Source organism: Lysinibacillus sp. FSL P4-0201 (assembly GCF_038593425.1).
Taxonomy (GTDB): Bacteria; Bacillota; Bacilli; order Bacillales_A; family Planococcaceae; genus Lysinibacillus; species Lysinibacillus capsici.
The window spans coordinates 4,046,925-4,060,162 of record NZ_CP151995.1; the positions used below are offsets into that span (position 1 = coordinate 4,046,925).

Consider the following 13,238-nt stretch of genomic DNA (forward strand, 5'->3'; position numbering starts at 1 on the left):
GACTTATACAAAGGCAACACTTCCTTTCCCTTATCCATACCCCCATTTTCCACTATTCCAACGAAAAAAACCTTAATAACGGACCGAAACTTCAGTCTATTATTAAGGTTTCAAATTTTGTTCAAGTAATATACGCACATTTGCCAAACATTTTTCTAATTTCATTCACATTCTTACTTCTAAAGCTTAGTTTATGGGATTTAGCCAGTTTTAATGATGGAACTTTAATTTGGAGCGGCCTCTCCTCCTTTGAGAGCGCTTCAAGCAATCAACCAAAAAATACAAAATAAAGCTCATCCACAATAAAATCGGATGAGCTTTTCGGGTTCATTAAATACGGTCTTCCTCTCGAATATCTGCGAGTGGAACAAAGATTTCGATGTGACGCTTTAGGTTTTCAAATGTAGCAGGAGCGTCTCCGCCATATTCGCCATCGAGGTTAAGGTGGACCTCATTTTCTGTAGTAACTTTGACAACGCTAGCTTTTTTGTAGATGACACGATCATCATTTAAATGTTCGCCTCTTAGTGCCATGGCAGCTAGTTGAATAAATTCAGGAAGACTTACCTTCTTTAGCACTATTAAAGTAAAGTAACCATCATTAATGCTTGCATCAGGAGCTAGTTTTTCAAAGCCGCCTACTGAATTCGTTAACCCACATAGGAACATCATAGCGTCGCCATCAAATACTTCGCCATCATATTCAATGCGCATATGTGAGGCTTTGATGGATGGAATCATCTCAACTGCCTTTACATAATAGGCTAACTGACCAAGCATTGTTTTCATTTTGCTTGGTACTTCGTATGTTAGCTCTGTAATACGTCCGCCAGCAGCAATATTGATGAAATAGCGTTCGCCATTTAAGAGACCAACATCCACTGGCAATGTGTCGCCTTGAATAATAATGTCTACTGCCTCTTCAATATTTCGAGGGATATGCACGGCACGGGCAAAATCATTTGTAGTGCCCATTGGAATTAGACCAACTTTCGGACGGTTTTCAAATGGACTTACACCTGAAACAACTTCATTTAATGTGCCATCTCCACCAACAGCGATGATGATATCAAAACCGCGTTCTACCGCATTTTTTGCTGCAAGCGTTGCATCGCCTTCACATGTTGTTGCGTGACAGGATGTCTCATAGCCTGCTACCTCTAGTTTTTCCAACACCTCTGGTAGATGTTTCTTAAACACTTCGCGTCCAGATGTAGGATTATAAATGATTCTTGCTCGTTTCATAACATACCTTCCTGCTTCATAAGATTCTACTTCATTCAACGATTTGTACGTTGAAATGTTGCAATACTCTTGTTATTTTTGTAATGCTTCTGTTACTTGCTTCTTAAAGTCCTCATAAACAAATGTCCAATATGTTTGATTGGAGATATTTTCTTCACGAATTTCTGCATAAAGAGCCTTTTGTGCCTCTTCAAATGTTGGATCTTCTTTATCTGGTAAGCTTGCTCGTTTCGTTACGACGAACTCTTGTAATTCTGGTGCGCGTGGTCCCCATTTTCCAATCACTTCTCCAGCATCATCTAATAATAGATAAACTGGAATTGCACGACCACCGTTTGTTAAATAACGATCAATTAGTTCTGTATCAGCATCACGGAAAACGGTACGCATATCTAATCCTGCCGCTTCAGCAATACGGCGAATAATTGGATTATTTAACATTGCGTCTCCGCACCAATCCTCTGTAATCGTTAAAATTTTAGGTTGTTTTTCTTTTAATAACTCAATAAAATCATCGTTTGTTGGTACTTCAAAGCCATCATAAATACGAAAGCTTTCTTCTTTTAACGTCGTCATGTTCTCCATATATTGCTGTATTGATATAGCTTCATTAAAATACTGTTGTTCTGTTTTCATTGGCTCGTCCCCCTTATTACTGTCTATTCTATATTTTGCTATGAATACTCTTTTTAAACAACTATTAAGTTTCGCAAAATGCAAATTTGTTACATTTTTGAAAATTAATAGCCGAGGGAGCAATGAAGCTCTCTCGGCTATTATGTTACAACGAGTATTATCGTTTGGCAATTTCTTGTTGTAATAATTTATTAACCATTGGTGGGTTAGCTTGACCTTTTGTTGCCTTCATAATTTGACCAACTAAGAAGCCAATCGCACGGTCTTTACCATTTTTGAAGTCCTCGATAGATTGAGCATTGTTATCTAAAACTTCTGTTACGATTGCTAGTAATGCACCTTCATCAGAAATTTGCACTAAGCCTTTTGCTTTCACAATATCCTGTGCAGATCCGCCATTTTCTACTAATTCAGCAAATACTTTTTTACCGATCTTAGAAGAAATTGTACCGTCTGTGATTAATTTCACCATTTCAGCAAGGTTTTCTGGTGTTAATGCAGTATCTTTTAGATCTTTTTGCTCTGCGTTTAAATAAGCAGAAACATCTCCCATTAACCAGTTAGCAGAAAGCTTAGCATCTGCCCCATTTGCTACCATTGCCTCAAAGAAGTCTGAGATCTCTTTAGAGATAACAAGAACTCCAGCATCATAAGGTGTTAAGCCTAGTTCTTCAACATAGCGTTTTTTACGAGCATCTGGAAGCTCAGGAATTTCAGATTTCACACGCTCTAACCATGCATCATCAATTGAAAGACGAACTAAGTCTGGCTCTGGGAAGTAACGGTAATCGTCTGTTCCCTCTTTAACACGCATTAAAATTGTTTTACCTGTTTTTTCATCAAAACGACGTGTTTCTTGCTCAATCACGCCACCAGATAATAATACATCTGCTTGACGTAATTCTTCATGCTCTAAACCACGACGAACATAGTTGAAGGAGTTCAGGTTTTTAAGCTCTGTTTTTGTACCAAATTCTTCTTGACCATAAGGGCGAATAGAAATATTGGCATCACAACGTAATGAGCCTTCTTCCATCTTACAATCAGATACGTCAGTATATTGAATAATCGATTTTAATTTTTCGAGATATGCATATGCTTCGTTTGGTGTACGAATATCTGGCTCAGAAACGATTTCAACAAGCGGTGTTCCTTGACGGTTAAAGTCAACTAGTGAATGGTCACCAGCATGTGAAAGTTTACCAGCATCTTCTTCCATATGAAGACGTGTGATACCGATACGTTTTGTATAGCCGTCTACTTCAATATCAATCCAACCATTTTTACCGATTGGTTTATCGAATTGAGAAATTTGATAAGCTTTCGGATTATCTGGATAGAAGTAGTTTTTACGGTCAAACTTTGTTTCTTGTTCGATTTCCATATTGAGTGCAAGTGCTGCACGCATAGCGAAATCTACTACATTTTTGTTCAGGACTGGTAGGACCCCAGGATAGCCTAAATCGATTACTGTTGTATTTGTATTTGGTTCAGCACCAAAGTGAGCTGGTGCTGGTGAGAAGATTTTTGAGTTAGTCTTCAACTCAACGTGTACTTCTAAACCAATGACTGTTTCAAAGTTCATGTTATTTTCCCTCCCACATTTGAGGAACTTCTTTATGGAACTCAGTTGCTTGTTCAAAAGCATGAGCCACACGGTAAATAGTTGCTTCATCGAAATATTTACCAATTATTTGTAAACCTAATGGTAGGCCGTTTTCAAAGCCACAAGGAATTGAAATCGCTGGTACACCTGCTAAGTTCATCGGGATTGTTAAAATATCGTTTGCATACATTGTCATTGGATCATCAACATTTTCACCAATCTTGAATGCTGGTGTTGGAGCTGTTGGTCCAATGATAACATCAAAGTCTTCAAATACTTTATCGTAGTCTGCTTTGATCAATGTACGTGCTTGTTGTGCTTTTTTGTAGTACGCATCATACGTACCTGCACTTAGTGAATAAGTACCTAGCATGATACGTCGTTTTACTTCATCACCAAAGCCTTGTGCACGTGTTTCTTTATAAAGGTCCATTAAATTTGTAACGTTTTCTGCACGGAAACCATAGCGGATACCATCGAAACGAGATAAGTTAGAAGACGCTTCAGATGAAGAAAGGATATAGTACGCAGCTAGTGCATATTTCGAGTGAGGAAGTGATACCTCTTCTACAGTAGCACCTAAGCCTTTTAATACCTCTAATGCCGCAAGCACTGATTGACGAGCTGCTTCACCAACTCCTTCACCAAGGAATTCTTTTGGCACAGCGATACGTAAGCCCTTAACATCACCAGTAAGAGCTGCAGCGTAATTTGGCACCTCAACATTCGCAGAAGTCGAATCATTTGGATCTAATCCAGCGATAGCTTCTAGTAATAGCGCATTATCTTCAACATTGCGTGTAATTGGTCCAATTTGATCTAGAGAAGATGCGAATGCAACTAGACCAAAACGAGATACACGACCATATGTAGGTTTCATCCCTACAACACCACAGTAAGCTGCAGGTTGACGGATTGAACCACCTGTATCTGATCCAAGAGAGAATGGTACTTCACCAGCTGCTACAGCTGCTGCAGATGCACCTGAAGAACCTCCTGGTACGTGGTTTAAGTTCCATGGATTTTTTGTTGTTTTATAGTATGAGTTTTCGTTTGAAGAACCCATTGCAAATTCGTCCATGTTTAATTTACCAACTGTAATCATGCCAGCTTCACGTAGCTTGTTGACAACAGTTGCATCATAGATTGGCATAAAGCCTTCTAGAATTTTAGAGGCACATGTTGTTTCTAAGCCTTCTGTTACGATGTTGTCTTTCACACCGATCGGTAGACCGAATAATGGTCCACGCTTTTCAAATGGTACTTTATCCATTTCAGCAGCTTGAGCAGTTGCTTTTTCTTCGTTTGAAGCAAGGAATGCTTGTACATCGCCATCAAGCTTTGCAATACGCTCGTATGCTTCTTTCGTTAAGTCAGCGATTGATAAGTTACCCGCTTTAATTTCTGCTTGTAACTCCTTAGCTGAACGTTCAAATAGCGTCATGAGGAATCCTCCTATGTTTTAGTATTACATGATAGCTGGTACTTTTACTTGACCATCTTCTTGTTCTTTTACGTTTAACATCATTACTTCGCGGTCTAAACCTTTTACTGCTACGTCTTCACGCATTACATTCACTAATGGTAAAACGTGCGTTGTTGGTTCAACATTTGTTGTATCCAGTTCATTTAACTGCTCCGCAAAGTCTGTAATTTTACCAAGCTGTTCAGCAAATTTCTCTGCTTCTTCTTCTGTAATTGCAAGACGTGCTAAATTTGCCACGTGCTTTACTTCTTCTTTTGTTAATTTAGCCATTTTTCACACCTCCGAATACTTGTTCAATTCATTGTTTTTATTGATAACAATAGGGTTGAATAAAGTTAACCATGCCAATAATCATAACATTTTTCATTTTAAAAATCACAACTTTCACTAAAAATATAGAAACTTTCACTACTATAACAAAGTGTTGTCTCTATCATCCTGTTGTGTTCCTCTATTTCAATCCATTACCATAAAAAATATAGTCAGCACAAAGGCTGACTATATTAATCATAGACATGCACGTAAGGGTCCTTGTCATTGGCCTTTTTGATGATTAATGCCTCAGGACCATTCACTGAAGTAACACTCACTTCCACATGAATATTATCAAATTGATTGATTAAAATCCCTGTTAAATATTGCGTAAATCCTATTATCTCTGCTTTGCCGAAAAATTGGATTGGGATTTCAATCGAAAGGTTTTGTATTTGTTTATTACGATAGAAACCAGTTCCGATCACACTTGTATAGTTAGAAAAATATTTATCAACATCTTGCTTGAAGTTCTTGAAGTTATTGTTGACATCTCGGTATACATCTTGTGAATCATCTGTTGGGAACAAGACGTAATTTTCATCTATACCTTCCCAATCAGCGATGCTGTTCTGCCCAGCTTTTGCTACACCATAGCTAAAGTATGTCCCTGGAATAATTTGATTACGGGCTTGCTGCTTAAACAGACCGACTACAATCGGTACATCCTTTAACTCTTCACGTGAACGTAAACGAGAAACGATTTCAGTAGCCATTTTTTTGCCCTGCTCAATAAGAGTAGACTCTGAAATTGGTTCCTCGTAATATTCGCCATACTGTTCTTTTTGATAGTAATAGATAGAATTTAAGGCAAGACCGATTGAAATCCCGCCTAGTTTCACTTTATTATCCTTCGTTTTTGTTAAGTAGTTTTGCTCTACAATATGGGATAAATAAACTGGAGCCTTTGTTGCTCGCTCCTCAGGTGTCATTGTGTCTGTTGTCGGTGGATTTAATCCATCCTCTGTTTGTGAACTACGAGCAAGCCAAGAGCTTACTGTACTTTCAGCTAAATATTGACCTTCTTGGAAGTAGTAGTTTTCTGTGTCGAACTCGTTTTGAGATAAACGCATTAAACCTGATTCAACTTCCTTCATATCATATTTCGTATAAATGTTAGATACCACTAGACCTCTACTTGCACTCTCTTTATAAGGGATAAGCGTCTTATAATAAGATTCATCAATTTGTATGCTTGGGATAATTGTTGTTTCAGCTTTTTCTTTCTGTTGCGTTTCCTGTGTAAGCTCTGTCTCCTTCTTGTCAGAAGGCACACAGCCGACTAGCATTGCAGCAGCTACGATTGCTGGAATGAGTCGAAAAGACTTCATTATTTAGTGCTCCTTTACTAATAGTCAATTTTAGGTCGACGAATCTACTCGACGCCTTGTTGTAACGGTTGTGCACTCAACATTGCCTCCTATTCATAAAAGGGAGGATATCATGCACTTATTAAATGAGGTTAAGTTGTTCAATTAAGTTATCTTCAGTCCAAACTTCGATACCCAATTGCTCAGCCTTTGTTAGTTTAGAGCCTGCATCCGCACCTGCGATCACTAGATCTGTTTTTTTGCTGACACTACCCGTGACTGTACCACCTAACTCTTCTATTTTCGCTTTTGCTTCGTTGCGTGTCAATTGCTCAAGTTTACCAGTTAAGACAATTGTTTTACCTGCAAAAGGACTATCACCTATCGCTACTTCTACTTTTTTACCTTTGTATGTCATATTCACGCCTGCTTCAGCAAGACGCTTAATGACTGCTCGTGCATCTTCATTTGAGAAATACTCCACTAACGATGAAGCCATTTTATCTCCAATTTCATAAATTGCCACAAGCTGCTCCTCTGTTGCAGCCATCACTGCTTCCATTGAACCAAATTCCTCTGATACGATTTTGGCTGCTTTTTCACCAACATGACGAATTCCTAGTCCAATTAATAAACGCTCCATCGAATTTTCCTTCGATGCTTGAATGGCATTTACTAAATTAGTTGCTGATTTTTCGCCCATACGCTCCAATTCCACAAGCTGCTCTACCGTTAAATGATACAGGTCAGAAACATCATGTATTAAATCTGCACGTAATAATTGCTCCACTACTTTATCCCCAAGACCGTCAATATTCATCGCGTTTCGAGAAACAAAATATTTTATGCTTTCTGCAATTTGCGCAAAGCACGCAGGATTTACACAGCGCAGGGCAACTTCGCCTTCAATCCGAATCAATTCACTATCACAAACAGGGCAATTTTTTGGCATGACAAAAGGGACTGAATCCTCAGGACGTTGTTCTATTAGCACACCCACAACTTGAGGAATAATGTCACCAGCTTTTCGAATAATAACTGTATCTCCAAGACGAATATCCTTATCTCGAATTAAATCTTCATTGTGTAAAGAAGCACGTTGAACCGTCGTTCCCGCTACTTGTACGGGGGTTAAAATCGCTGTAGGAGTAACAACACCTGTACGACCTACTGTTAAATCAATATCAAGTAACGTTGTAACAACTTCCTCTGCGGGAAATTTATAGGCAATCGCCCAGCGTGGACTCTTTGCTGTATAACCTAGTTCATCTTGCTGAGCATAACGGTCAACTTTAATAACAATTCCGTCAATCTCGTAAGCTAATTTTGGACGGTTTTCTGTCCAATGTTCTATAAAGGCCATTACCTCTTCAATAGTAGAGCATCGTTGGCGTTCTTTATTGGAAGGGAAGCCTAAGCCTTCTAAATAATCAAGCATTTCTGCATGACCGTCGATACCATATACTTCACCGTCTCCGCCAATGGCATAGATAAACGTTGATAATTGGCGACTGGCCGCAATTTTAGGGTCTAACTGACGTAATGAGCCAGCAGCAGCATTCCGTGGATTAGCAAATAACTCCTCACCGTTGTCAGCACGTTGGGCATTTAAGTTTTCAAAGGATTTTTTTGGCATATACGCCTCACCACGTACTTCAATCGTAATGGGTTCCTTTAAACGAAGGGGAATCGCACGGATTGTCTTTAAATTGGCGGTAATATCTTCTCCTACCACACCATCTCCTCTTGTAGCCCCTTGTACAAACATGCCATTTTCATATTTTAATGAAATAGCTAAACCATCTATTTTCAGCTCACATACATATGAAAATTGATCTCCGATAGCCTGACGCACTTTACGATCGAATTCTCGTAAATCCGCTTCATGAAAAGCATTTGAAAGACTAAGCATTGGGTAATCATGCGTCACTTTTTTAAAACCCTCTACCACTGCTCCACCAACACGCTGCGTAGGAGAATCGGGGTAAATAAGGGATGGGTTCGCTTCTTCTAATGCAATCAGTTCCTGTAATAGCTGGTCATAGACACTATCTGCTACGACAGGTTTATCTAACACATAATAGGCATAACCATATTCATGCAGTAATTTATTTAACTCCGCTATACGCTGTTCTATTTCGTTCATTTACGTTCCTCCGCTTACGCTTTTTCAATCGGTGCAAATTGAGCAAGTAATCGCTTTATACCAATTGGTTGTGGGAATGCGATATCAAGCTCTGTACTATCACCTTCACCTTTTACACTAACAACCATACCTGTTCCCCATTTTTTATGAATCGCCTTATCTCCAGCTTTCCATCCAAATTGATCTCCCCCCGTTGCTTGTAAACGTGCTGTGGCAGGTTGTGTTTGCTGAATAGCACCCAGCGTACGCTTTTGATGGCCACCGGTTGAACGATTGTTAGTAGCAAATGGTACTGTTGATGTTGTCCCTGCCTTAGAAATTGACTCTGTAATATCTTGAGAAATTTCACCTAAAAATCGGGATGCATTATTAAAGCTTGAACGACCAAAAATCGTTCGGCTTTGGGCACATGTTAAATATAGACGTTCCTCAGCACGGGTCACACCTACGTACATAAGGCGGCGTTCCTCTTCCATTTCTTCTTGATCGTCTAGTGAGCGTGAATGTGGGAAGATGTTTTCCTCCATACCGATAATAAAGACAACTGGGAACTCTAAGCCTTTAGCTGCATGCATCGTCATTAAAATAATATTGCCTTTAGATGCATCCTCCTTGTCAAGTGCATCAATATCAGCTATAAGGGCTAAATCTGTTAAAAAGGCAATTAAGCTTTTATCATCACTGCGCTCTTCAAAAGCCTTTGTGACAGATAAAAACTCTTCAATATTTTCTAAACGGCTTTCTGCTTCAATTGTTTTTTCGTTTTGTAACATTGCTCGATAACCCGATTTATCAATAACTTGCTCCACAATTTCAGTGACAGATAGATATTCCTGCATTTGTGTAAAGCCTTTAATCATGGCATAAAATTGCTCAGCCGAATTTGCTGCTTTCCCTGATAATCCCATGAAAACAAGATCATTCATCGCGTCAAAAATCGAACGATCCTGATCTATCGCATAACGTGCCATTTTTTCAAAGGAAGTTGCACCAATACTGCGCTTTGGCTCATTAATAATACGTGCTAGTGATAAATCATCATCATTATTAGCAATAAGTCGTAAATATGCTAGTAAGTCCTTTATCTCTTTTCGATCATAGAACTTTGTTCCGCCTACTATTTGATAGGCCATATTGGACTTAACAAGTACTTCCTCCATTACACGAGATTGAGCGTTTGTACGATATAAAATAGCAAAGTCATCAAATGAACGATTTTCTTTTTCAATTAACTGTTGAATCGTTTGTACAACAAATTGCGCTTCCTCCTGCTCGTTATAAGCTTTATATAGTGCAATCTTTTCACCTTCTGAATTTTCTGTGCGTAATTCTTTTGGGTAACGTGTTGTATTATTTTGAATGACGTCATTGGCTGCCTGTAGGATGCGTTTAGTTGAACGATAATTTTGCTCTAGCATAATCACCTTTGCAGTTGGATAATCCTTTTCGAAGGATAGGATATTCCCAATATCTGCACCACGCCAACGATAGATAGACTGATCGGAATCACCTACAACACAAATATTTTTAAATTTCTTTGCTAGTAATTGTACAAGTAAATACTGAGATTTATTGGTATCTTGATATTCATCGACATGAATATATTGAAATTTATTTTGATAATATTCAAGCACTTCAGGTACACGTTTAAACAACGTAATCGTCGTCATAATCAAATCATCAAAATCAAGGGATTGGTTGCGGCGTAATCTTTTCTCATAGCCTTTATAGACACGTGCAACTGTTTGTTCATAAGGATTCTTATCATTCATTTGGCCTGCGTAATCATCCGCTGCTATACACTCGTTTTTTGCTGCACTAATAGCATTTAAAATTGCTCGTGGCTCAAAACGTTTTGGATCAATATTTTCTTCCTTCATCACATTTTTGATGACTGAAAGCTGATCCGTAGAATCTAAAATAGAGAAATTACGAGAAATGCCTAGTTGATCGATATTACGACGTAAAATTCTTACACACATAGAGTGGAAAGTAGAAACCCACATACTATCGCCCGTACCATTACCAAGAATGCCATCAATACGTTCACGCATTTCTCGTGCTGCTTTATTTGTAAATGTAATCGCTAAAATTTTAGAAGGATATACTTCCTTTTCGATAACTAGGTAAGCAATACGATGTGTTAAAACTCGTGTTTTTCCTGACCCAGCGCCTGCCATAATGAGTAATGGTCCTTCAGTTGTTTTAACTGCTCTTTCTTGTTCAGGATTCATGCCTGCTAGTAAATTTTTTGTTAACTGTTCCATTTCGCACCGCCTTACAAACATTTGTTCTAAAATTATAACGTATTTTTAACAGCCTTAACAGTCGCAAGTGCAGCTTTTAAATCTTCGTAAATAATATTTCCAACTACTACCGTATCTGCAACGCGTGCCATTTCCTCTGCTTGCTTTACAGATGTTATGCCACCACCGTAAAAGAGTTTGGTATGCTTCAGTTCGTTTTTCACAGCACTAACTACCTCTAGATTGCCATACATTCCACTGTACTCTAAATAAAAAACAGGCAGTTTAAAGAAATTCTCTGCCATGCGTGCATAAGCTACCACGTCATCAATCGTTAAATCTGTTTTCGCACCCGTTACATGGGCTACTTTACAATCAGGATTTAAAATACAATATCCTTCCGCTACTAATTCATCCCATACCATAATATCGCCGTATTCTTTAATAGCCTCATGATGTAAATTTTTAATCCATTTTGGATCATCACTATTTAATACCGTTGGGATGAAATAATAGTCGTAACCTGGTGTTACCGCATCGATCGTAGAAATTTCAAGTGCTATCGGCACCTCAAAACGACGCACTCGAACAAGTAAATCTAATACCCCATCCAACGTTACATTATCTGTTCCCCCGACCAAAATAACATCTGTCCCAGACTCGCAAATTTTTTCTAATGCTTCATCGGAAATGTCCTTCGCTGGATCTAGCTTGAACACATGTCTCCATTCTAAATAATCCATCTATGTTTACCACCTATCATTTTCTATCTATTCGTTTACAAGTATAGCTTATGATACACGACAAAAAAATGAAAAAGACCGAGTAGAACTTCTACTCAGCCTTTTTTCTGACTATTCTTTTGGTGCTTGGAATGGTTTTTCATCTGGATACAAACGACCTAACATTTCATCATATGTATCATTCCCATAATCGAAGCAGCGACGCACGCGCGAAATAGTTGCAGTACTTGCCCCTGTTTCCTTTTTAATGGATTCGTAGGTTTTCTTTAATCGTAATAAATGTGCAACCTCAAAGCGTTGTGCCAACGATTGAATTTCACTAATCGTACATAAATCATCAAAAAACTTATAGCATTCCTCGATGTCCTTCAACTCTAACACTGCTTTAAATAATTGATCTGTTTGATGCCCCCGAATTTTTTCGATTTGCATACAATTTTCCTCCCTTTAAGGCTGCGTTTTCACCATTGCTTGTAACCCTGGCGAAGATGGTACGAAATGAACCCACGACTTTCCTGGTACAAGCTTTACAGGATCCCCTGTTTGCTCTACAGCCATTGGTATTCCATTAACATTAGCCCATTTGACTTCCCTCAAATAGCCATTTTGAAATACATACGCATTTCCACCAGACGTTAAATCAATTGCTTGGCGACCAATATCATCAATTGTTTGGTGATCCATTTCGAAAAATAGAACATTTGCTAATGACACTGTTTCGCCTGTTAACATATCTTTTGTGTCCACGCTAGCCGATTGTCGTTCATAGTGATTAGTTTGATGATTATACACATACGCGTTATGGAAATCTTCATTATTTCCGTAATAAATGTCAACTTGACTTGTTTCAATACCTATTTTACCACGTTCATCTGGTTCATAAAAAGCCTGAAGTACTTTTTCACTGTAATTCATTGAAGCGCCTACCATTTCAGCACCTTTTAGAATGTTTTCTGATGTAATATAGGAATTGTGTGGCGCAACGCGGTCGTTAGAACGTTTAAACAGAATACCATCATAAGCCATACCGTTGATATTGTCGACGATACGATGATCAAGCATTGTTTTCGCCTCTGGACTATAGCCATGTGCTACATAAAAGGCATCAAATCCCTTGGCCATATCGATAAAATAAGAGCGTGCACTACGAACTGGCCCAATATTTTCAGGCAGTTCACTTTGGTATACTGCTAAAAAGCGTGTCACATTACCTTCTGCAAGCATTTCATAAATGATATCCGCCGCAGCTAAGCCTGATTGTGGACGTGCCGCTGGATGATTATTAATGGTTACGATAATTGGTCGCTGTGTAATTTCTTCTTGTACAGCCTCCCCAGTAAGTGGTGCAACAAATGCTGGTTGTTGCACAGGCTCCTCCACTACTGCTTCTTCCTCTACAATTGGTTCATCATCCTCTTTGACTTTTGGTGTATCCTTTGAACATCCCCCGATTACCAAAGCACTAAATGCAAAAGCAATCCATAATTTTTTCGATTTGAACACAAGCA

At 38.7% G+C, this 13,238-nt stretch carries 11 protein-coding genes; all 11 read right to left on the minus strand.

Annotated elements, in window-relative coordinates; all coding sequences use genetic code 11:
- Positions 1–330 precede the first annotated feature (330 nt).
- Positions 331–1,245, minus strand: coding sequence for a diacylglycerol kinase (locus tag MKY76_RS20455; protein WP_004225701.1), 915 nt, complete (start codon positions 1,243–1,245; stop codon positions 331–333).
- Between the two features lie 72 nt (positions 1,246–1,317).
- A complete protein-coding gene (locus MKY76_RS20460; protein ID WP_048394872.1) occupies positions 1,318–1,881 on the minus strand; it encodes a thioredoxin family protein in 564 nt (187 codons plus the stop codon).
- A 157-nt stretch (positions 1,882–2,038) separates the two neighbouring features.
- Positions 2,039–3,466, minus strand: coding sequence for an Asp-tRNA(Asn)/Glu-tRNA(Gln) amidotransferase subunit GatB (gene gatB / locus MKY76_RS20465; protein WP_048394874.1), 1,428 nt, complete (start codon positions 3,464–3,466; stop codon positions 2,039–2,041).
- A gap of 1 nt (position 3,467) precedes the next feature.
- Entirely contained in the window at positions 3,468–4,931 is a 1,464-nt protein-coding gene (gene gatA / locus MKY76_RS20470) for an Asp-tRNA(Asn)/Glu-tRNA(Gln) amidotransferase subunit GatA (protein WP_004225706.1), read from the minus strand.
- 24 nt (positions 4,932–4,955) lie between these two features.
- Complete coding sequence (gene gatC, locus MKY76_RS20475) at positions 4,956–5,243, minus strand: Asp-tRNA(Asn)/Glu-tRNA(Gln) amidotransferase subunit GatC (RefSeq protein ID WP_004225708.1); 288 nt, start codon at positions 5,241–5,243, stop codon at positions 4,956–4,958.
- Between the two features lie 233 nt (positions 5,244–5,476).
- Entirely contained in the window at positions 5,477–6,616 is a 1,140-nt protein-coding gene (locus tag MKY76_RS20480; RefSeq protein ID WP_054548985.1) for a CamS family sex pheromone protein, read from the minus strand.
- A 121-nt stretch (positions 6,617–6,737) separates the two neighbouring features.
- A complete protein-coding gene (gene ligA / locus MKY76_RS20485) occupies positions 6,738–8,741 on the minus strand; it encodes an NAD-dependent DNA ligase LigA (RefSeq protein ID WP_048394879.1) in 2,004 nt (667 codons plus the stop codon).
- Between the two features lie 14 nt (positions 8,742–8,755).
- Positions 8,756–11,008 carry a DNA helicase PcrA gene (gene pcrA / locus MKY76_RS20490; RefSeq protein ID WP_112116710.1) on the minus strand — a complete coding sequence of 751 codons (2,253 nt, stop codon included), beginning with the start codon at positions 11,006–11,008 and terminating at the stop codon, positions 8,756–8,758.
- 32 nt (positions 11,009–11,040) lie between these two features.
- Positions 11,041–11,730 carry a heptaprenylglyceryl phosphate synthase gene (locus MKY76_RS20495; RefSeq protein WP_054548982.1) on the minus strand — a complete coding sequence of 230 codons (690 nt, stop codon included), beginning with the start codon at positions 11,728–11,730 and terminating at the stop codon, positions 11,041–11,043.
- A 111-nt stretch (positions 11,731–11,841) separates the two neighbouring features.
- On the minus strand, positions 11,842–12,162 hold the full coding sequence (locus MKY76_RS20500) for a YerC/YecD family TrpR-related protein (protein WP_004225717.1): 321 nt from the start codon (positions 12,160–12,162) through the stop codon (positions 11,842–11,844).
- Positions 12,163–12,177: 15 nt separating this feature from the next.
- A complete protein-coding gene (locus MKY76_RS20505) occupies positions 12,178–13,233 on the minus strand; it encodes a DUF3048 domain-containing protein (RefSeq protein WP_308339970.1) in 1,056 nt (351 codons plus the stop codon).
- Positions 13,234–13,238: the final 5 nt, after the last annotated feature.